The sequence below is a fragment of the Chitinophaga sancti genome, from assembly GCF_034087045.1.
GTDB classification, from domain to species: domain Bacteria; phylum Bacteroidota; class Bacteroidia; order Chitinophagales; family Chitinophagaceae; genus Chitinophaga; species Chitinophaga sancti_B.
Genome location: NZ_CP139247.1, coordinates 713,072 through 734,679, shown reverse-complemented (window position 1 = coordinate 734,679; position 21,608 = coordinate 713,072). Strand labels below are relative to the sequence as shown.

Sequence of the window (21,608 nt, the reverse complement as noted above, 5' to 3'; positions counted from 1 at the left end):
TTACAATGAGCAATAAAATAAAAGCCTTAACTATCAAGGTACACCCTAAGACAGAATTACAGGGCATGCAATTCGCCTGGGACAAGATTCCACAGCTGGAAGTTTTTACCAGGAACATTATCATTCCTGAGATAGCAGTGGAACAGGATGGCGGTGCCGCTGTAAACATTGGTACCCTCGTATCTGGTATCCCTACCGTATTTGCAAGAGCAGCCCTGTTCGAAAGCGCGTTGAATAATATCATTGATCAGGATGCAGCGACGTCCGGACTCATGTCGTTTTACAAATCGCTGGTGAGTGAGTGGAAAGGGTTTATCAGTTGCCTCGCATTGAACTATAAAGATATTGAAGTCAACCGCGTTCCCCTCGTTTATTCAGATGGAAAGAAACTGCCAGATACAGAAAATATTTATGAACCCACTGGTGCATTTGGCAATGCCTTGTTTGAAAGACAACCGCTATGGAGCGATCAGTCACTGGCTGATAATGCAGAGAAGGTGCCGTTTATAGATGTGATCTCTTTCAAAGGAAATGTAATCGGTGGTACATCGCCCGATTGTTTTCTCTTTACTTCGGTATCTTATAACATCAAAGGGAAGTATCCTTTCATCAATATCCAAAGCGGTCGTTTTGTAGATCCATTAAAGTCTGATCCAGGACAGCAGGAGCTGAAATTAATCTATGGATATGCCAGGCATATCCTGGACAACATACAGTCATTCAAACAGCACTTTAGTAGCTTACCTGCAGATATCAGACCTTCCTACGAGAATATCAGTGCCTGCCTGCAGGATTGGATAAAGGATATGGTGAAATACCAGGAGCAAAAGAATTTTCCCAGACTGGATAATTCCACGCCTCCTGAAGTTGGCTCTCTGTTTGCATTACCCTTTAGTAAGCTGTTTAATTATTCCACTTTATTATTCGGTTCTGAAGGCATCATCACTCAGGTAGAAAATTCAGCATACAGTATTCCATTTGATCCCAAAGATCTCCTGTTACCAGATTCCACCGAAATTGCGCAGATAGATTTTGGTAAAGAAGGGGCTGAAAAAAAGAACTTCTTAGCTGATAAACCCATACTGCTATTAGCCGCCGAAACAAAGGGTCAGCCTAATAACTATGCATACTTTGCGCTGCCATTGACACCGCTTGCCTTAAATGTATTTGGAACAAACCTGGATGCGCTTGCGGGATTGTCGCCTAATTCGAATGTCAGATCACGTATCTCTGCGGTATATGATCCTAATGACAGGGATGGAGAAAAGCTGATCGTACACCTCAGACTATTTACTGATACCGGCAATGAAATTCTCAGACAGGTAGTGTATAAAGTTACGCAGGAGGCCATTATGGGAAAAGATATACTGATGTGGCCCAACTTTATATCCAAACAATGGAACCGGTATTTCCTGTATTCTGAAATTCCTCACAACGATGCTAAATTCCAGGCCACGCCGTTTATTGGCAATGTTAATGACGAGTTTTTCCGCATTGCGCTGGATGATAAAGGTATCCCATATTACCTGGCGGAAAAAGGCCGTGTTGTATCTGTTCCTGGTACGCAGGTGCAGCTGCACATAGCATCGAACAATGCAGTGGCTGATAACAAATATAAGTATGAGATCTACGAAAGTAATCAGCCTTTCAAGGGCATTAAGTTCTCGCATGCAGGCGTAGATTGTGGTTTTGGGATTATACGATACAAATCATTTGGGAACGATCCGGCATTTCCATTGAATATGCTGAACACGACAAAGACCCTGTACCCGGCTTTTCTGGGCGTGGATTTTGGTAGCACGAATTCTTCCATTGCTTACTATTCCGAAAGTGATAATAGGGTGAAAGATGATCTGAAACTCACGAACAAAAGGATTTCATTGTTGTCCACCGATTTGAAAAATAATGATGAACGTCCGGCTGTGGAAGATGAAATATTTTTCTTTCAGAATGATGAGATCTTTTCCAATTCTATCAAGTCTGTGCTCACCATTCATGATCCCAGAAGGATTGTGAATGAAAAGAATAATCAGCCCGACTCTCTCTTGTCAGATGCCGTTAAAGGTGGATTTCCCTGTTTCGAAAAGAACCTGCCTATCGATAGCGCATTGGATAACCGGTATTTCCTGACCTACAACAGAGTGGGGACGGCAGAGCTGGTATACAATATGAAATGGTCCACACAGCGTATTGATAAAAGTTATAAAACGGCATACCTGAGTACACTGATGTTGCATGTATATGCACAGCTCTTTGAGGAAAACCATGAGCCGCATACGCTGAAATGGTCTTATCCATCTTCTATGGGCAAAGACCTCTTAAGCGAATACAGAGCCATCTGGGATTCGTTAGTGAATATTAGTCCTATCAATAGCAACGTTAAATTAAAGACATTTCCACCATCTGACCTGTCGGATATTGGTGATGTGCAGAGAAGCACCTGGGGCGTAGGCAGTGATACAGGTGGTGGTTGGGGAGCAAGCGATGAAAGTGGATGGGGCAATGAAAAGGAAACAAAAAAGAAGGAGATTGTAGAAATTTCTTTTGATACAGCACCTATTCGTTTTGATTTTAAAGAACTGGGTAACCAGGAGTCTTTGTCAGAAGCCTGTGCGGTAGCGAACTATCTGGTCCGGCCACAGGGTGGCTATTCAATAAATGCAGGTGAATTAATCCTCTGTTTTGATATTGGTGGTAGCACGACTGATATTACAGCACTTTGCCAGATGTTAGATGGAAAGGCGATGATCAAGCAAAACTCCATTCGCTTTGCAGCTGAGCGTATGGCTCAGGCCACCCGATATTCCCCTAATTTTAGAACTGTATTGTTGAAAATGTGTGAAAGGAAGCGCATCTCTATCCAGGGACTGAACAAGGGGGAGAACAAATTTTCTGAAAACACAGCTCCCTATTACTTTGAACAGGTACTGGACCGGTTGGAGCATACAGACTTTAATACCTTTTACCTGCTCATAGCAGCGGAGTGTAAAGAGATGATGAGTGTGAATCTATACATTACAGGTCTGATCATGTTCTATGCAGGTCAACTGGTACATAAGCTACGAACAGAAATAATCCGTTCCGAAGATGCGCCCCCTGCAGTGAAAAACACACCTCCAAAAATCAGGATTGCCTTTGCTGGCAAAGGCGCCCGCATCTTTGACTGGTTCAATGCGGTCGATCCGTCTGCTGCAAATAACTACTATACCCAGATGTTCATCAGGGGTATTGGTGGCGAAGCGGTGGCAAGAAAGACTATCATTCCTGTGAGTCAAAGTCCGTTGAAAATAATAGATATCAATTCTCAGAAAGGAGACAGCTATACAGATGTTAAATACGAAGTATCCAAAGGACTCGCTATTCCTACGAACCTTACCAGGATATTAGTGCCTACCAATAAGCAGGCCATCGAGATTCTGGGGGAAGATCATTTCTGTATAGTCATGCCTAATGGTGAATTCAAATACCTCGAATCCACCAATTCAATTACACCGGAAATGCTGGAACATATTGGTGATTATTTCATCAACTACCCACCACAGGGCAGCCAGCCTTGTCCACGGTTTATGGACTTTGCAGATTTATTCTACAGGGTGGCGTCTTCCATGTTCGGATTGAAAATGAGCTCGGCGGACTTCATGGCAGGATTTCAGGATATGAACATCGAGAACTACATCAAGGGTATACCTGAGTTTATAGAAGCGAAGAAACGTAAAGTGGATGAGCAAAAGAAGTTTGATTATGTAGCGCCAATCATTATACTCGAAGGGATGAAGTTCTTTGAAAAGCATTTGCTAAAAGGAATCAAAATCCAGTAAACTATGACCTTTCGATTGCTCGTGAAGATATCCAGGCGATTAGTCTCATTCTGGTACCAGGCTAATAGTAATGCGTATGCACCCCTGATTATAAAGGATAGCAACGAGGTATTGTTGTATTTCTATGTGAATGGGAATGATTTCATATTTGGAAATGCGGCGAGGGATATGTTCAACCAGCATCATCCAAATGCATATGGAGACTATTTTGAGATCATCAAAGATCCGGCAAAGCATTTTACTATATATGGTAATAAGAAACCTGTAAAGCAACTGTTTTACTACGGAGTAGAGCAATGTCTGTCTTTCTTTATCAATACAGTATTGTATAAAAATGATTCCATAGAATCTTATCGGCAGCATTTGTCGCTTCATTTTTTGTTTGATGTGGATATCGAAGACAAAGAGAAGGCGCTGATAGAAAGCTTGTTTATAGATGCAGGATATTTCAGTACAAGCAGGGTGAATTATGATGCCGCGTTGTTTGAAGTATTGGCAGGATGGGGTGTTATTACACCTCGTAATCATGTGTTGTTGTTGAATGGACTGAATGGCACCCTTTATTTTAAGTTGTATGAAAATTTCCAGCAGGGGCCTGTAAGTGCCTTGTCGATGGATGGGCAGGGTGCTGATCCAAGAGTGAAGCTGTTGGCGGAAATGATCATAGAATACATCATTGCGCAGCAGTCATTTTTGTCGATTGATATAGAGAAGGAAACAGGTGCGATACTGCCTTTTTGCACAGATCAGCTCAATCAGCTTTCACCGGTTATAAAGGGAGAAGTGGAATTGACGGATGGGCATAAGTATTGGTTTCAGGTGAAGGAGCGGACACTGAATGAACGGTTACAATTTTATTCCAATGATCAGGTGGTGTATAACAATATCGATGGTTTATTGGAGGAGAATAAATTAAATGTGGATAACACAGTTGTATTATTGGTAGGAGAAGAAATCAGTACATCTTATTTTTTGAATAAGTTATTGAAGAAATATCCCCGTGTGAAGAAAGTAGAACCTGTTTGGTTGAAAGATACGATGGAGTTGGTTTTTGCGGGGTTATCCAAAAAGGTTGTTGTGCCACCTGCATCAGCAAGGGTGTCGGTTACAACCTCGCACCTGCCGGTTTCGGATTCTTCATCACCACTGCCGGTTTCAGTTCCATCGTCATCACCTCCGGTTCCGGCTCCATCATTACCACCGGCAGTTCCGGCTGCTTCATCTTCTTCACCAGCTCCGCCATTGCCGGCTGCAAAGCCGCCATTACCGCCGGTTATGAATAAGAATAAACCTCCATTACCACCACCATTACCTCCATCAAAAAAGTAAGTTATGGCAATTCATTTAGAGAAAAGGAAACCTGTATCACTGGAAAAAACGACACCCGGGCTGCGTAAAATTATAGCAGGACTGGGTTGGGATACAGCAAATGTAAATGGTCACAATGTAGACCTGGACCTCTCTGTCTTTATGATGGGGGCCAATGGCAAGTTGCCGCAGGATGAGTTTTTTGTATTCTATAATAACAACACCAGTCCTGATGGTGCTGCTTACTATCCGGGCGATAGCAGGGATGGTACCGGAGAGGGAGATGATGAGATCATTTCCATTGATCTCGGAAAGGTCGATGCGCAAATTGAGTATCTCTACTTTGCGGTGACTATCGATCAGGCAGCATCACGTGCACATCATTTCGGTTATGTGCGGAATGCTTATATCAATATTCGTAATGGGGCTGATAATACGCTTTTGTGTCAATACCGGCTCAATGAAGAATTCAAAGAAGAAGATTCTGTGATCATTGCGACGTTGTCAAGGAATAATGGGCAATGGGATGTAGAAGCTGTGGGGCAGGCGTTTTCCGGGGGACTGAATACACTGGTTGATATGTATCAATAATAATCATTTTTTATGGGAAGTTTTAATTTAACAAAAGGAGAAAGATTTTCCTTGTCAAAAGCGGCTCCCGGTCTTACGGTAGTGAGGATAGGTATGGGATGGGATCCCAACGATCAGCCGGGAGGACCTGACTTTGATCTGGATGTATCTGCATTTGCCTTGAATGGGAGTTTTAAGATTCCTTCTGATTCTTATTTTGTTTTTTATGGACAGGTAAGGATGGGAAATTATATAGAAGATCCGGTAGAGAAAGGGCTGATGCGGCCTATTACCCAAGATGGTGCGATCATGGGGGCGATAGATGACCCTGATGGAAGAAGGAGTGATGGCGATGATGATGAAGACATGTTTATTGATCTTTCTAAAATCACGCCTGATGTAGAACAGATCATCATCTGCTGTACGATCTGTAAATACCCGCATGATAATAAGAAGGACAGGCGTACGCTGAACCTGAATTTTGGACAGGTGGAAGATTGTTATATCAGGATCATCAATGAGAGTACAGGTGAGGAGATATTGCGGTTTGATCTGAAGGATAAATATACGAAAGAGGATGCAGTGGAGTTTGGGCGGTTATTCAGGGTTGGGAATTCGTGGGAGTTTGAGGCGATGGGTAGAGCGCATACAGGTAGTTTACAGACATTGGTTAATATGTACACTTAAAAATATTTTTTATGGCTTTTAATCTTAGTAAGAATAATGATCCTGTTCCGGTGGTGGTGCCGGAAAAGAAGAATAAATTATGGATAGTGTTATTATTAGTAGTGGTGATTGTTGGAGTGGCGGTTTGGTTTTTTGTGCCAAAAAAGGAAACAGGAGTAGCTGATGCGGCTGTTATAGTTCCGGATACAGCTACTTCAACTCCGGTTATGGATACAGCTGCTTTAGTTGCTGCTCCTGGCCCTGTAGCTGATTCGCCTGTTGCTACTGATCCTGCTCCTACCGCTGCCGGGGTTCCTCCTGTCACTGTTCAAAGCTCTGCTGAGGGGGCTCCTACTGCTTCCGGGGTTCCTCCCCCTGTCGCTGCTCCTGCCCGTATTGCCGCTTCATTTAACAAAGGCAACTCCGCTCCTATTGCTATTTCCGACGAAGTCGTAAAGGAAATAAAGAAAGCACACAAAATCACCATCTATGGCTATGCCAGCAGTGAAGGTGATATCTCTGTAAATAAGAGACTGGCTCAGGAAAGGGCAGTGGCATTTAAGCAATATCTCATCTCCAAAGGAGTTGACGCGAGCATGATCACAGCTATAGGCAAAGGTATTGACAATCCCATCGCGACAAATGACACCGAAACAGGGCGTACCCAAAATCGTCGGGTAGAAGTAAGTATTGAATAGTTAATAAATTTTCCATGAACATCTCACAAGATCTAACCCTGCTCTGGAATGATATTATTTATCATCCCGGAACCAGCGTTGCGATTATTTGTAACCTCATCATTATAGAAAGTCTGCTGTCAGTAGATAACGCCGCAGTGCTTGCGACCATCGTAATGGACCTCCCTAAATCACAGCGGGGCAAAGCCCTCAAATTTGGTATCTGGGGGGCTTATATATTTCGTGGCCTTGCCATGATCTTTGCTGCTGTGCTGGTAAAGATCTGGTGGTTAAAGCCGCTGGGAGGGTTGTATCTATTATACCTTGTATACGACTGGTATCGTGGTAGTGATGAAGAAGATGCAGCAGTAGATAAATCCAATAAGTGGTTGTACAAGGCGACTGTTGGTACGATTGGTAATTTCTGGGCCACCATCTGCATCGTAGAAATCATGGATATGGCATTTTCCATTGACAATGTATTTGCAGCGGTAGCTTTTTCTCCTAATATCATTCTTGTTTGTACAGGTGTATTCATCGGTATTTTTGCCATGCGTTTCATAGCCCAATGGTTTGTAAAGCTGATGGAGAAGTATACCTTTTTAGAAACCGCGGCATTTATTGTGATTGGTATACTGGGTGTGAAGCTGGTATTGTCGCTGTTTGAACATTTCTATCCGGATAGCTCATTTAGTCATGTATTAGGCAGTCATGCAGCTGATGTGGGGATATCCATAGTGACGGTGTTGGTGTTTTTTGTACCTATTTTGACATCGTCATTGTTGAATATTCCACGTAAAAGTGAATATATTTAATATATAACGAGATTATTTATTGACACTATTTATATCCCTATGCGCTATTGTAGTAGTAAATGGACAAACCGACAGCCTGGGATTTCCTGCACGTCTCAGGCTGTTGAAGAAGAAGAAATTTAGGGAAGCCACCGGTTTCCCTACTTCACCTCATCCACATTCACCTCCATCTTCACCAGTACGACCTCTCCAAAATGACTGGCAAAAGCTACATCAGCCGCATCGCGACCGATGGCCATAATGATCCTGCCTCCAACCGGTTTCTCCATCAACGCATCAAATGTATACCACCGATCCCCTACATACGCTTCAAACCATGCATGTAAATCCATTGGTTTCAAGTCATGCAGATATCCTACCACCATACGGGCAGGTATATTTATACTTCGACACAGTGCTATCGCTACATGCGTAAAATCCCTGCATACGCCTGTTCTGCTTTGCAACACATCTATAGCAGATGTAGAACTATTGGTAGAACCATACTGACGGGATATGTTTTGGAAACACCATTGCCGGATTGCTTCTACCTGTTCATACCCCGATTGTATATCCTTTATAATTTCCATGGCCAGTTCACCGACTTTGTCTGACTCACAATACCTGCTGGGTAGCAGAAATTGCAATACAATACCGGGTAACTCTTCTATCGGTACATATGCTGCGGCTGGATTCACATCAATATTCTCATCGCACTCAGCTATAACACTACTTTCAATGATGGTAGTTCCTACAGGTAAAATAGTACGTTGACAAATATTGCCATACCCATCAATATACTCACTCACGGGCACCAGCGGAGTTGTTAAAAACGCTTCCTGCCTGATAAACTGTGTAGGTTCGCTTTTGGAACGTAACATGAAAATACTGGTGACAGGGTACTCAGTACATAATTCAAAAAAGGAGGAAGCTTGTAAGAGCATAAAAGCCAGAGTATTTATAAAATATGTCCAAGGGTACCGAATAATGTTGAAAGTTGCTAAAAAAACTAATTCCTGTTGGCAAAAATTGAATTATAAGCCAAAAACTCCAAATTTTCAGCATGAAGGCATGAAAATTTCTTCTTCAAGTCATATGTTTATTTAGTTATATATTTCCTGTAGCAATGCATGTCTGGTGCTATAGCTTTTGTGTCAATGTGCTGGTATAAAATTGGAAATAGGACTCCTTAGCTGTTGTGCTTACTAAGAGTGGGTAACAAAACTTTGTCATTGATTTTATTTTATCTTTGATTTTATGAGAAAATATCCAATAGGCTTACAAGATTTCGGGAAAATAAGAAAGGAGGGGTATTTATATATTGATAAAACTCAATCGATTCATAAATTGATTGATTCAGGTAATTATTATTTTCTGAGTCGCCCCAGACGTTTTGGTAAATCTCTGCTACTGTCTACTATCAAGGAGATTTTCAGCGGCAATAAAGAATTATTTGAAGGGCTTTGGATCTATGATCAATGGAATTGGGAACAAAAGCACCCAGTGATACATTTAAGGCTTAGTAAGCTTGATTATCAAAAATTAGGATTGTATGAAGCACTCAGTATGGAAATGGGTGTTTTAGCAAAAGAGCTGGGCCTGGAACTGGAAGCTAGTCATTTAAAAGGAAGATTTGAAGAACTGATCCGTAAGGCTTCTGTCAATGGACAAGTTGTGATCCTGATTGACGAATATGATAAGCCTATTACCGATTATCTGGAAAATATAGAAAAAGTGGAGGAAAACAGATCGGTATTTAAAAGTTTTTATTCTGTATTAAAAGATGCTGACGAATATATTCGTTTGTTGCTGATAACCGGGGTAAGCAGATTTTCAAAGGTCAGTATTTTCTCTGATCTGAATAACCTGTACGATATTACGCTTAATCCTCATTATGCCACATTGATGGGTATCACCCAGCAAGAGCTCGAGTCAGATTTTAAAGAAGAAATAAATGTTCTTCAGCAAAGACACCCTGATATTTTACAGAAATTAAAAGAATGGTATAACGGATATTCATGGGATGGCACAAGTAGGGTATATAATCCATTTTCAGTGCTGAGTTATATGGGGTCTGGGCGGATTCAAAATTTTTGGTTTCAAACAGGTACACCCACCTGGTTAGTGAATCTGATGAGGAATAACCGGGAATTTGAACTTGAAAATATACGAATTGGAGAAAACGCTTTGAGTAGTTTTAATGTGGAGCATATTGCGTCAGTACCGGTTTTGTTCCAGACAGGGTATCTGACCATTAAACATTATGATGAAGATACAAGATTATATGAGCTTGGTTATCCCAATAAGGAGGTAGAAGAAAGTTTGACAGATGCGCTGCTGAGTGCTTATCGAAATATATTTCCAGGCAACGACTCAATGGCTGTTACTTATGATTTGGGACAGGCTTTGAAAAATAACAATATGCCTCAAATGATCAAAGCATTGGATGTAATTATCTCCACCATCCCTTACGATCATTGGAAGTCTGAAAGTGAATCAATCTTTCATATCATCGTACATCTAACCTTTAAACGCTTAGGCCTCGATGTACGTAGCGAGGTACATAGTTCTACTGGTAGATGCGATGTACTGGTGTTCACTGAACAATTTATTTTTGCTATAGAGTTAAAATTGAATGGAACTGCGCAGTCGGCCCTGGATCAGATTTTTGAGAAAGGTTATTTGCGTTCTTACCAATTAGAAAATAGAAAGAAAATAGCTATTGGTATAAGCTTCTCTTCAGAAAAACGATCTGTTGAAGAATTTTTGGTCAAAGAGGTGAGCTGATTTTGCATAACATTTATTCAGGAGCGGCATCTCTATTGACATCTTCTTTGAGTCCATGAAACAAGACTTATCAGTATCATTTAGTATCTTGTATCTTCCTTAATTACCAAACTGCGGATAGCGATATAATTTAATATTATGATATTGGAAGTAGCGATTTTGAATATAAAGCCGGGACTATACTCGGAATTTGAAACAGATTTTAAGAAAGCAGGACAATATATCAGATCAATACCTGGTTATCGTCATCACAGTTTGCAAAAATGTTTAGAAAACGCCGACAAATATATTCTGTTAGTCGAATGGGATAAGTTAGAAGACCACACAGTAGGTTTTAGACAATCCGATGTCTATGTGCATTGGAAGGAACTATTGCATCATTATTATGATCCATTCCCAGTTGTAGAGCATTTTAAGGAAATTGAATTATAAATTTGTTTTCCGTAACTGGCGTTAAAATTAGCTACAAGGCTGTTTACCGCAATATTGTAAAATAAAAAAGGGATTCGAACCAACAACAGTTGAATAGTAAGTAGTTACAATTGCTGCAAAAATCCTGCAATGACAAAACCCGCTGACTAACAGCGGGTTTTGTCATTGCAGCGCGCTGTTAGGTACAGTGTTCGAAGACCTGGCCGACTTTACATTGAACATGGAAAAGTGGGTCTTTACGCCAAAACTTTTCATTATAAACTTCCACATAGGATTTACTCTTCTACCAATTAACTGTATATATTTTGCAAAAAATCTTTTAAACTGACAGGACTTCTGCCTAGTAGTTGTTTCACATCACTTTTATTGGTATCGAATTCTCCGTTAGCAATCGCCACACAGAATCTTGCAATGTACGCTGCATCATCCTCAGAAGCACCGGTCTGTATAAGCTGTGCAATATATGCACTTACCTCCGGTTGGTGATAAGTCATTGTTTTTCCGGTAATGTCTGATCAATAGATGCGATAACAGCACCATCGAAACATTTCAATAATACAGCCGCATCTTTTGATGCGGCTGTATTATTGAAGTTAGATGTGGTTACTTATTTCGATTTTCTTATCGGGATTCACACCCAATGAACGCATATGATTATAATGAGAGGCAATTGCAGCGGTAATTGTCGGTATGCAATTGTATAGGATGCCGAACTCCTCGCATTTCAATTGTACTATTTTGCTGAGTGCAGGATAATGAATATGACTTATACGGGGAAAGAGATGATGCTCTATCTGGTAATTCAGCCCTCCAACATACCATGTTATACAGAAATTACCAGGCGCGAAGTTTGCCGTAGTCTTAAGCTGGTGTACCGCCCATTCATTTTCGATTACAACATCATCTTCGCTGCAAAATGCAAATTCAGTTTCTTCCACAACATGTGCCAGCTGAAATACGATTGCCAACGACAGGCCTAATGTGATATGCATACACAAGAACCCTATCAGCCACTTTTGTGCGCCTACAAATATGACAGGGATCACGATATAAAAAATAACGTACAGCACTTTACTTAGCCAAAAAATAAAGTGCTCTTTAAAATTCATATGCTTTAACTCTGTGGTGTATATTTTCTGCGTGCCGTATTTCATGAAATCTGTAACAAAAATCCATAAAATAGAACTGAGCGCATAGACAAACCAAAGATATATATGCTGCAACTGATGAACTGGTTTCCAGACCTGCGTGCTGCTTTGCCTTATGATCGGGCTTTTGGCGATGTCATCATCCAAACCATCTACGTTTGTGTAAGTGTGATGAATGATATTATGTTTTTGCTTCCATATAAACGCATTGCTCCCTAAAGCATTTAGTGTAAGCCCCATCAAACTATTTACCCATTTTTTAGTCGAGTAACAGCCGTGATTCGCGTCATGCATTATATTAAAACCGATGCCTGCAAGAATAAACCCTAATAGCCCGGATAGTACAATGCCAAAGGGGAAAGAGTAATTAAATGCAAGCAGGTAGATATAGGAACCAAGAGCCAGTAAAATAAGAATAAAGGACTTTATATAAAGTTTCCAGTTCCCGGTTTTCTCAATACCGTTTTCGGCAAAATAATTTTCTATCTCGATTTTAAGTGCCTTGAAGAATATGGATTTTCTATTGTAGACCAGCTTTCCCATGCTGTAAAAATGGGGGAAAAAGACAAGAAAAATCAATTTTTTAGCACCTGTTTTCCTGTTCATCTATTGCTTTTTATTGCTTATATCTTACGCTCATTTGGTTCGAACCACCTTTATAAAATGAAGCTTGTATAAATAAAAAGGTTTCAAACAGTGTCATCTGACATGTTTTATTTTTCTATCCGCGTAAAATCTGTTATCTTTGTCACTTATGGCATAAGTCTTGCCTCTCTGATTTGTATCGTTTCATCCTTTCTTCTCAGTCTTCGCTTTTCCGATTGCCAGTTGTTCCGTCAAATAATTACGGATAATCTTTTTCTTCAATAGGGTTGTGCCGATTGCTTTCTTAACAGGACATGAGCACTGCCATTCTTTAATTTGGCCCGGACATAAAGTGCATAATGCGCAGTTATAGTGCCGTAATCCTATTGCTCACCATACTCATATACCAAACAACCATCTACGATACAGTTGCCTGGTAATAATGTGCTGTTTTAGCACATATTCAATCACACCACCTCTAAAAACTTAAAGGCGGCTCAATAAGTAATGATGACATTTAACGATTTAGATATTATAGCACCTATCCTACAAGCTCTTAATGGCAAGGGAGATAAAACCCCTACATCAATACAACAACAGTCAATTCCTGAAATACTTTTATGAGGGATCTATTGGGTATTGCCCAGACCGGAATCGGTAAAACTGCTGCCTTCGCTGTCCCTATCCTGCATTACTTAGTTGCAGTCAAAAGGTAGATAACAAAATAAGATCATTGATTCTTACCCCGACGAGAGAGCTAGCCATACAAATTGCGGAGAATTTCAAGTCTTATGGTGAAAAAATCAGATTAAGGTATACGCCTGTTTTTGGAGGAGACGCAGGAACAGAAAGATCGCTCGTTTTTACACGTACCAAACATGGCGCGGGCAAAATGGTAAAGCAACTGGAAGGAACCGGTGTTCACGCTGCTGCAATTCATGGTAACAAATCGCAGAATACAAGACAGAAAGCGTTAAGTGATTTCCGCCAGGAGCGCGTTAAAGTGCTCATAGCAACAGATATAGCGGCAAGAGGTATTGATATAGATCATTTGCCACGGGAAGTGAATTTCAATATACCGGAAGCTGCAGAAACATACGTACACTGCATTGGCCGTACCGGGAGAGGGGCAGCAGCTACAGGTAAGGCTATATCATTTTTCGATTATAAAGAAGCAGGTTACCTGAATAGCATTCAGAAGCTGATAGGATTCCCGGTACCTGTATTAAAAGTACCTGCTCACCTGAGGTAATAAAGTTTACTCATTTCTAAAGAATATCAAAATACATGGCCGAAACATTTTTAAAAAAGGAACTGAAAAAGAAAAAAGCAAAAGAACGAAAGGAGAAAGTCGAGAAGATGCAGCAGCGCAAGCTCAACAACAAGAAAGGCAAAAGCCTGGATGAAATGATGGCGTACCTGGACGAAAACGGGAACCTGACTTCCCGGCCGCCGGATATGCGCAACCGCATAGAAATAGACCCTGCGGATATTATACTTGGGGCTGCACCGCAAGACAGGGAAAATGACTTACGACACTCCGGTTTAGTACTGTCATTTGATGAAGCTAAAGGATATGGATTTATCAGCGACAGCCAAAGTAAAGAGAGCATTTTTGTACATAGCAACAATATTTCGCAATTGCTGAAAAAAGGGAACAAGGTCAGTTACGAATTGCAAAAAGGATCGAAAGGTTTTAGTGCTGTAAATGTACAGGTGCTAAGAAAATAGATAAACACAGAAGGTACAAAGCATTGTGCTTTTGTATCGTCTGTGCACTTTCCTGCCTTGCCGGATTGTCAATACTTACGTTTTTTCTACAGAAGTATATTTTGAATTGGATGAAGGATTATACAATATAATAACGTACCTTCATGTAGATATTGGTTTTCTGCCATTGCCCTCTCTGAACTGCAATCATCTTAATTTCATCTTCAGTTTTGCGTCTCAGTTGCCATTTTTATTTTTCAAACAGCAATTATGAGCATTTTCATAGGAAACTTGAGTCACATGACATCAAAGAAACAATTACATGATCTCTTCGCAGAATTCAGGGCAGTCAAATCCGTAAAAATCATCACTGATAATTTAACAAAACATCCCAGAGGGTTTGCTTTGTTGAAATGGCAGGGTGCGTAACTGGTAAAAAGGCAATAGAAAAGCTAAATCATAGCATTGTGTAAATGCAATCTATAGTCTTGAACGAAGCACGTCTCAAAACGGCAACTCCATATCAGTTCGGTCGCAGGAGATAAGAACTATTCATCAGCAAGCTATAAAATATTCGTCATGAAAATCTATATCGGGAATTTACACCTGAAGGCATCAGAAACAGAACTGACCAAGCTTTTTGAAGCATTCGGCAATGTTTGTTCAGCAGGTATAATAATGGACAAGAAAAACGGCGGATCAAGAGGTTTTGGATTTGTACTGATGGAATCGCAGGAGGGAGGAATAAAAGCGATACATGCGCTTAACCAACTAAATTATAAGAATCAGTACCTGGAAGTAAGTGAAGCTATGTAAACCAGGTATGCAAAAGTTAATGTGCCCATGAAAATATTTATAGGCAATTTGGGAAACGAAATTGCATCACCAGATCTTTTCCAACTGTTTTCAAAGTTTGGTAAAGTAAAGTGGGCAGAAATTGCCAGAGACATAAATAATAATCCGCGTGGCTTTGGGTATGTTTATATGCATACAGCAACAGCAGGAGACAATGCAATTGCTGCACTGAACAAAAAAAAATTTATGCAGCAGCACCTTTCGGTAAGCGAGGCACTATGTAACGAAAAGACTATAGGAAAAACAATTTTTTATCAATAAATCAATAACAATGCAAGAAGGTACAGTAAAATTCTTCAACGCTTCTAAAGGATTTGGCTTTATTACGCCTGCTGATGGAAGCAAAGACATCTTTGTTCATGTAACGGGCCTGAATGATGAGATCGGTGAGAACGACAGGGTGTCTTATGAAGTACAAAACGGCCAAAAAGGATTAAATGCGGTGAACGTTCGCGTTCTTTAAACCATTATAATTTATTTTCCAGCTCTGCGCATGCGCAGAGCTTTTTTATTTTACAGAATCTTTGCCCTCCAATATCTATTGCTTCCCCTATCTATGCATTTATTTTTTGCAGCCTATTTTTTACAAACTTCCACCAACAAACAGTTTTTATTACTTGGTTTCTGGTCACAATTGTAACTAAATGCCTGATCGAGTTAGATGTGAATGGCTGCCACAATGATTTAGTATAGCTGGATAACACTATAAAATCTCATTTAAAAATCTTACGTATAGTATTATTCAAACAGGTTCTTTCCTCTCAAGCACTAGCCGTATAAAATCGGCATTATTTGGCTACCGAATTAGAGCTCAGCCTAACCCTTTACTGTAGCAGATTACAGGATTTACAGTCAAAATAAGCATAACCAGATTCGAACGAAAAACCAGCACTCAACACCTGATCGATTCCTTATACTCCCAATTCCACTGAATTGTTCCAGTTTCATTTTATCAAATATGGTACGCTACAAAGCCAACTGTCAAAATATTCTTTATTGAAAACAAAATAGCATACACGTTGGATGAAAAGACCCAAGAAAAGTTTCAGGAACTGTTCGGCTGGGTATGACAAGGACAGTGGCGGAATAGTAGAATTTGGGAAAATGTAGCTTCACCCTATCAAACCTTTAAGAAAAGATAGATTATGTGGCCGATTTTTTCCTCACAACTGGCTATCGTATGGCAGTCCAGAGAATAACAGCATGAAGGAAAAAATAAAAAACTGGTGTTTCCCAATGGAATTGGACAGGAAACGAAAAAGGATCGATCATCTTTTAGATAATCGATCCTTTTTGCGGGCTACCGGAGACAAGTTTCGCACCGGTTCGCGGAAGATTTATCTAAGATTAGCAAATACATTAGTGAAATTTAATGCTAAACATAAAATAAACATCTCATTATACTGTATAGGATTTAAATCTTGCTTTCCAGAAAACTGCCACCATTTTCAGATTTCGTTTGTTTCAAACAGGTACAATACCGTTCCAGAAGGCAAGTATTAGTATTCATAGTACAATATGCAAATTGTACAATACCAGAATGTTGAGGATTAAATTTACGATTAAGCATCCGGATAAGGAGTTTATACTCAAGATCAGGAGGTAGAGATTTGGGCAGAAGGCATTGAAGATTCCAACTTCGCATCATCTTTTTGAAAGCGCTGCTTACTAACTTCATATCTTTCTTTAGAAGTTGTTCTGAAGGTGGAAAATCTTCCTCCTTCAGGTTACAGAAGTAACCGAAAGTATGTATTCTTTCTTATTGCTCATCGATAAAATCTTCCAGAATTTCCTGAAGGTTTTTTTCTCTTTCTTCACGTGGTTTTTCTGTGCGATAAGCAGCAATAATATCTTGTAATAGATGCGGAATATATGGATGCATGACAACAAATATTAATCCATTTTAATTTAATAAGGAACTTATACTCCCTTTTGACACAAAACTAATTTCACAATACGCACCCGATTTGCGTAGTAAAAATGTTGATAGCAATCTTTTAGTGTCACTCATTAATAACAGTTATTAAAATATTATATAGCACAAACTACTAAAACCTCTCAAAGTTTAATATTAACTTACTTATTATAAGTAAGTTATATATACGTCATTGTTTTATAAAATGAAATATTAAGCAATAAAGTAATAGGCTAGCAGCGCATACATTTAATCCTGGTGGAAATGATAGTTGAAGGCGGTATTCAGAGTGCGGTTAAGCCATTTGTCATGTATTTTATTTTAACTTTGTTTATATGAGGAAATATCCAATTGGTATACAAGATTTCGAGAAAATAAGGAAGGAGGACTTTTTATATATTGATAAAACTCAATCAATACATAAATTGATTGAGTCTGGTAATTATTATTTTCTAAGTCGTCCCAGACGATTTGGAAAATCATTATTGTTATCCACCATTAAGGCGATCTTTAGTGGAAACAGTGAATTATTTGAAGGACTTTGGATCTATGATCAATGGAATTGGGAACAAAAACATCCGGTAATCCATTTAAGACTAAGTAAACTTGACTATCAAAAATTAGGTTTATACGACGCTCTCAGTATAGAAATGGGTGTTATAGCAAAAGACCTGGGATTAGAACTGGAATCTATTCATTTGAAAGGAAGATTTGAAGAATTGATCCGTAAGGCTTCTGCCAATGGAAAGGTGGTGATCCTCATTGACGAATATGATAAACCTATTACGGATTACCTGGAGGATTTAGAGAAAGTGGAAGAAAACAGGTCGATATTTAAGAGTTTTTACTCTGTATTAAAGGATTCTGATCAATATATTCGTTTGTTGTTACTTACCGGAGTTAGCAGGTTCCCTAAAGTGAGTATTTTTTCTGATTTAAATAATCTGAATGATATCACGATCCATCGAAAATATGCAACAATTGCCGGAATTACCCAGCAGGAATTAGAAAAAGACTTTGCGGATGAGATTGCAGAAATACAGCAACAACAGCCTGATTTTTTAGGGAAGCTAAAATCATGGTATAACGGTTATGCCTGGCATGAAGAAGCTGAACGAGTATACAATCCATTTTCTTTATTGAAATATATGGATGGGCGTGATTTCAGGAACTACTGGTTTCATACAGGTACTCCTACATGGTTGGTGAACCTTATGAAACAAAATAAGGAATATGATCTGGAAAATGTACATATTGGCGAGAATGCGCTGAGTAGTTTTAATGTAGAACATATTGCGGTAATACCTGTGCTGTTTCAAACAGGTTACCTAACCATCAAAGGATATAATGCTAATAAAAGATTGTATGAGTTAGGATATCCAAATACGGAAGTAAGAGAAAGCCTGACTGACGCGCTGCTGAGCGCTTACAGAAATGTATTTCCGGGTTATGACTCCATGTCTGTTACAGATGATTTGAGCGAATCATTAAAAAGTAATGATATGCCTCAAATGATCAAAGCGTTGGATGTCCTTTTATCAACTATTCCTTATGATCATTGGAAAGCTGAAAGCGAATCGATCTTTCATATCATTGTGCATCTCTCCTTTAAGCGCTTAGGTTTTGATGTACGCAGTGAAGTACATAGTGCTACCGGCAGGTGCGATGTACTTGTATTTACAGATCAATATATTTTTGCGATAGAATTGAAACTGAATAGCTCAGCAAATGTGGCGCTGGATCAGATTTTTGAGAAGGGGTATCTGCGTCCATATCAAATGGATGCAAGAAATAAAATAGCTATTGGTATCAATTTCTCATCAGAGAAAAGAGCTGTTCAGGAATTTTTGGTGAAAGAAATAGAATAAGAATCCATGTTCATGTCAATTGTTCTATTAGTACATATATATATCCGCTAATGAAACTCATTTTGAATTTTAAAATTAACAGGCGAATTATAGTTATTTTACATTGGCTTATTTCCTTCTGCAATTCTATATTTAAATCATGCTTACCCTTAAAAATTTTGAGCTCCAGATAGGCTCAGTCATAATACAACGAGGAAGACAGTATTACGAAGATGGAGCAGTAATTGATCTTGAAGAAACTGATAATAATTATTGGCAGGCGGAAGTGGCAGGAAGCACAACCTATTTTGTTGAGATAAAACTTGGAAATAAAAACAAAATTGAAGATTACTCCTGCGACTGCCCGTATGATGGTGATACATGCAAACATGTTGTAGCAGTATTGTTCCTACTTAAAGAAGAGTTGTCTAACACCATTGTCAGTGCAAAGAGGGCGACACAACCAGACTTTAAAAAGTTATTGCAAAAAATAAATATAGAAGAGTACAAGGAATTTATTCTCACACATGCTACAAAAGACAAGAATTTTAAATCTGCTTTTTAACTGTGGTTTGCGCACAAAGATGAAGGTATTGATGTTGCAAAAAAATATACAGACCTTGTCAAAAGTATTATCCGAAAATATTCCACCAATGGCTTTATTGACTATCGGGCAACTCGTAATCTTACAAACGACATCAATAAACTCCTTGAAAAAGGGAATTCTTTTCTCCTGAATAATAATTATAACGAAGTTTTTATCCTTGCACGCGCTATTTTAAAAGAGGTAACAAAACTTATTGAGTATAGCGACGATTCAAATGGTGATATTGGAGATCTTATTGGAGCTATTATACAGCTGATTGAAAATGTTGTAGTAGCCAAAAAAGCTTCAATTGATTTGAAAGAACAAATATTTATCTTCTTACAAACAGAACTGAATAATCCGTTATATTTCGATTATGGAGACTTTGGATATGCGTTGATAAATATTTATCAATATCTGGCGGAGCTACTAAATAAGGCAGACGCCTTCTTGAATTATATTGATAATCAAATAAATAAAAACTCAGCCGATCATAGTGAATATCGAAAGAATTCATTTCTTACAAGGAAAATCAAATTTTTAAAAGCAATCGGAAGGACTGGTGAAATCAGTAAGCTTATTCAGCAAAATTTAGATGTCGTTGAAATTAGGCAAAGTCAAGTAGAAAGTGCCGTAATTGAAAAAGATTACATTACAGCAAAAAAGTTAATAGCCGATGGAATAAAAATAGCCAAACAGAAAGACCATCCAGGGACTGTTTCCAATTGGGAAAAAGAATTACTCCGAATTGCAGAAATAGAAAAGGATAGGGAAACTATCAGGTTTTATACCAAAAAATTTGCCTTTGATCGCTGGTTCAACCGGGATTATTATATTAAATGGAGAAAGACCTATACCAATGCTGAATGGAAGAAAGTTATTGAAACGCATATTGAGGAGAAAATAGTTGAAATAAATCAGCTGTACAAGAAAAATAAAGGTAAAGTATGGCATTCGCCTGATAAGCTTTTCCTTGATACACTTGCACCAATTTATATTGAAGAGAAGTACTGGGAAAAGCTCTTAAATTTAGTAAGTAAAGAAACTGAATTGAGCAGGATATCGCAATACCATGATCACCTATCCAAACATTATCCGATAGAACTATTAGATTTATACGTACCTGCATTTGAGCGACAAGGCGATATCGCTTGCAATCGGGTTGAGTATGCAAACCTCGCGGGTAAAATGAAAAAGGTAATAAAAAGCATCCCGGCTGGAAGAGAAAAAATTATAGGTGTTGCAAAAAAGTTAAACATGAAATATTCTCGTCGGCCGGCTATGATTCAGGAGTTGGATAAAGTCATTATTTTAGAAAATGGGCAATAACTATCTGGTATGCTAAGCCCAGAATACATAATACATTTAATTTCGAACGCTTATAAGGTTGAAAACAAACATTTTAGAAATTTATCAATATTCTTCAAAAAGTAAGACCCGCTCATAGAGCGGGTCTTACTTTCTAGCGGGGTGTGAGGGACAACTTTCGAACCAATTTATGGATGATTTATCTAAAATTCATGTTTTCATTAGTGAAATTTCTTATTAAAACAACTATAGAAGATTGTACTGTACTCATCTATTCTGATTTTACTTAAACTCCAAAACGAGATTACCTCCTGCTTCGATTGACCAGAATTGAAGCTATCAATTTTAGGTCTATGTATAACTTAAGAGTAGTTATGATGAATACTTTCACCAAAAAATAAAATTTTGCGGGAAATATCACTCAGCAAAGTCTTCCAATTGATTAAATAGTAAACTGAGATAGGTACGATTAGGATAGTCTTCATCTACATCAGGATGAACAATATAAATTATTAGAAAGTCGCTACGTTAATTACCTGCACACTGCTTATACGAATAATTAAAAATCAGTATATGATAGATAAATGGCTGCATATCAATTT

At 38.9% G+C, this 21,608-nt stretch carries 22 protein-coding genes; 18 read left to right on the top strand and 4 right to left on the bottom strand.

The genetic code is table 11. The features are described from left to right. Nucleotides 1–5 precede the first annotated feature (5 nt). Genes SIO70_RS03060 through SIO70_RS03035 form a run of 6 tightly spaced genes read left to right on the top strand, consistent with a single transcriptional unit; the run spans nt 6 to nt 7,854 of the window. Nucleotides 6–3,818, top strand: a complete 3,813-nt coding sequence (locus SIO70_RS03060) for a hypothetical protein (protein ID WP_320579310.1) — start codon at nt 6–8, stop codon at nt 3,816–3,818. 3 nt (nt 3,819–3,821) lie between these two features. Then, nucleotides 3,822–5,147, top strand: a complete 1,326-nt coding sequence (locus SIO70_RS03055) for a hypothetical protein (protein ID WP_320579309.1) — start codon at nt 3,822–3,824, stop codon at nt 5,145–5,147. Nucleotides 5,148–5,150: 3 nt separating this feature from the next. After that, on the top strand, nt 5,151–5,717 hold the full coding sequence (locus SIO70_RS03050) for a TerD family protein (RefSeq protein ID WP_320579308.1): 567 nt from the start codon (nt 5,151–5,153) through the stop codon (nt 5,715–5,717). Nucleotides 5,718–5,729: 12 nt separating this feature from the next. Then, nucleotides 5,730–6,383 (top strand): TerD family protein, encoded by a 654-nt coding sequence (locus SIO70_RS03045; protein WP_320579307.1) that lies wholly within the window; start codon nt 5,730–5,732, stop codon nt 6,381–6,383. A gap of 11 nt (nt 6,384–6,394) precedes the next feature. Continuing rightward, a complete protein-coding gene (locus tag SIO70_RS03040; RefSeq protein ID WP_320579306.1) occupies nt 6,395–7,060 on the top strand; it encodes an OmpA family protein in 666 nt (221 codons plus the stop codon). A gap of 14 nt (nt 7,061–7,074) precedes the next feature. After that, nucleotides 7,075–7,854 carry a DUF475 domain-containing protein gene (locus tag SIO70_RS03035; RefSeq protein WP_320579305.1) on the top strand — a complete coding sequence of 260 codons (780 nt, stop codon included), beginning with the start codon at nt 7,075–7,077 and terminating at the stop codon, nt 7,852–7,854. A gap of 140 nt (nt 7,855–7,994) precedes the next feature. Here SIO70_RS03035 and SIO70_RS03030 read toward each other — a convergent pair whose 3' ends face one another. Beyond that, entirely contained in the window at nt 7,995–8,714 is a 720-nt protein-coding gene (locus tag SIO70_RS03030) for a transglutaminase family protein (RefSeq protein WP_320579304.1), read from the bottom strand. A 376-nt stretch (nt 8,715–9,090) separates the two neighbouring features. Here SIO70_RS03030 and SIO70_RS03025 point away from each other — a divergent pair, with 376 nt between their 5' ends. Together SIO70_RS03025 and SIO70_RS03020 are read left to right on the top strand one after the other, a co-directional pair. Further along, nucleotides 9,091–10,620: an ATP-binding protein gene (locus SIO70_RS03025; RefSeq protein ID WP_320579303.1), complete on the top strand. Its 1,530-nt coding sequence runs from the start codon at nt 9,091–9,093 to the stop codon at nt 10,618–10,620. A gap of 138 nt (nt 10,621–10,758) precedes the next feature. Next, entirely contained in the window at nt 10,759–11,052 is a 294-nt protein-coding gene (locus SIO70_RS03020) for an antibiotic biosynthesis monooxygenase (protein ID WP_320579302.1), read from the top strand. A gap of 290 nt (nt 11,053–11,342) precedes the next feature. On the opposite strand, the gene SIO70_RS03015 is transcribed toward SIO70_RS03020, so the two are convergent. Together SIO70_RS03015 and SIO70_RS03010 are read right to left on the bottom strand one after the other, a co-directional pair. Continuing rightward, nucleotides 11,343–11,546, bottom strand: a complete 204-nt coding sequence (locus SIO70_RS03015) for a hypothetical protein (RefSeq protein WP_320579301.1) — start codon at nt 11,544–11,546, stop codon at nt 11,343–11,345. A gap of 99 nt (nt 11,547–11,645) precedes the next feature. Continuing rightward, nucleotides 11,646–12,806, bottom strand: coding sequence for an acyl-CoA desaturase (locus tag SIO70_RS03010; RefSeq protein ID WP_320579300.1), 1,161 nt, complete (start codon nt 12,804–12,806; stop codon nt 11,646–11,648). 599 nt (nt 12,807–13,405) lie between these two features. Here SIO70_RS03010 and SIO70_RS33340 point away from each other — a divergent pair. From SIO70_RS33340 to SIO70_RS02980, 7 genes are all read left to right on the top strand, one after another. Continuing rightward, nucleotides 13,406–13,501, top strand: a complete 96-nt coding sequence (locus SIO70_RS33340) for a DEAD/DEAH box helicase (RefSeq protein WP_414017900.1) — start codon at nt 13,406–13,408, stop codon at nt 13,499–13,501. Between the two features lie 17 nt (nt 13,502–13,518). Next, nucleotides 13,519–14,037: a helicase-related protein gene (locus tag SIO70_RS03005; protein ID WP_320579299.1), complete on the top strand. Its 519-nt coding sequence runs from the start codon at nt 13,519–13,521 to the stop codon at nt 14,035–14,037. A gap of 35 nt (nt 14,038–14,072) precedes the next feature. Then, nucleotides 14,073–14,516 carry a cold shock domain-containing protein gene (locus SIO70_RS03000; protein ID WP_320579298.1) on the top strand — a complete coding sequence of 148 codons (444 nt, stop codon included), beginning with the start codon at nt 14,073–14,075 and terminating at the stop codon, nt 14,514–14,516. A 279-nt stretch (nt 14,517–14,795) separates the two neighbouring features. Beyond that, a complete protein-coding gene (locus tag SIO70_RS02995) occupies nt 14,796–14,924 on the top strand; it encodes a hypothetical protein (protein ID WP_179091394.1) in 129 nt (42 codons plus the stop codon). A gap of 150 nt (nt 14,925–15,074) precedes the next feature. After that, complete coding sequence (locus tag SIO70_RS02990) at nt 15,075–15,311, top strand: RNA recognition motif domain-containing protein (protein WP_146965722.1); 237 nt, start codon at nt 15,075–15,077, stop codon at nt 15,309–15,311. 27 nt (nt 15,312–15,338) lie between these two features. Beyond that, nucleotides 15,339–15,611 carry an RNA recognition motif domain-containing protein gene (locus SIO70_RS02985; RefSeq protein ID WP_083730502.1) on the top strand — a complete coding sequence of 91 codons (273 nt, stop codon included), beginning with the start codon at nt 15,339–15,341 and terminating at the stop codon, nt 15,609–15,611. A 4-nt stretch (nt 15,612–15,615) separates the two neighbouring features. Continuing rightward, entirely contained in the window at nt 15,616–15,813 is a 198-nt protein-coding gene (locus SIO70_RS02980; protein WP_320582085.1) for a cold-shock protein, read from the top strand. A 1,296-nt stretch (nt 15,814–17,109) separates the two neighbouring features. Here SIO70_RS02980 and SIO70_RS02975 read toward each other — a convergent pair. Then, on the bottom strand, nt 17,110–17,232 hold the full coding sequence (locus tag SIO70_RS02975; RefSeq protein WP_320579297.1) for a hypothetical protein: 123 nt from the start codon (nt 17,230–17,232) through the stop codon (nt 17,110–17,112). Nucleotides 17,233–17,600: 368 nt separating this feature from the next. Here SIO70_RS02975 and SIO70_RS02970 point away from each other — a divergent pair, with 368 nt between their 5' ends. The 3 genes from SIO70_RS02970 (at nt 17,601) to SIO70_RS02960 (ending at nt 21,027) form a co-directional block, all read left to right on the top strand. Further along, nucleotides 17,601–19,133 (top strand): ATP-binding protein, encoded by a 1,533-nt coding sequence (locus tag SIO70_RS02970; RefSeq protein WP_320579296.1) that lies wholly within the window; start codon nt 17,601–17,603, stop codon nt 19,131–19,133. Nucleotides 19,134–19,272: 139 nt separating this feature from the next. Next, nucleotides 19,273–19,677, top strand: a complete 405-nt coding sequence (locus SIO70_RS02965) for an SWIM zinc finger family protein (protein ID WP_320579295.1) — start codon at nt 19,273–19,275, stop codon at nt 19,675–19,677. 336 nt (nt 19,678–20,013) lie between these two features. After that, nucleotides 20,014–21,027: a hypothetical protein gene (locus SIO70_RS02960; protein WP_320579294.1), complete on the top strand. Its 1,014-nt coding sequence runs from the start codon at nt 20,014–20,016 to the stop codon at nt 21,025–21,027. Nucleotides 21,028–21,608 lie beyond the last annotated feature (581 nt).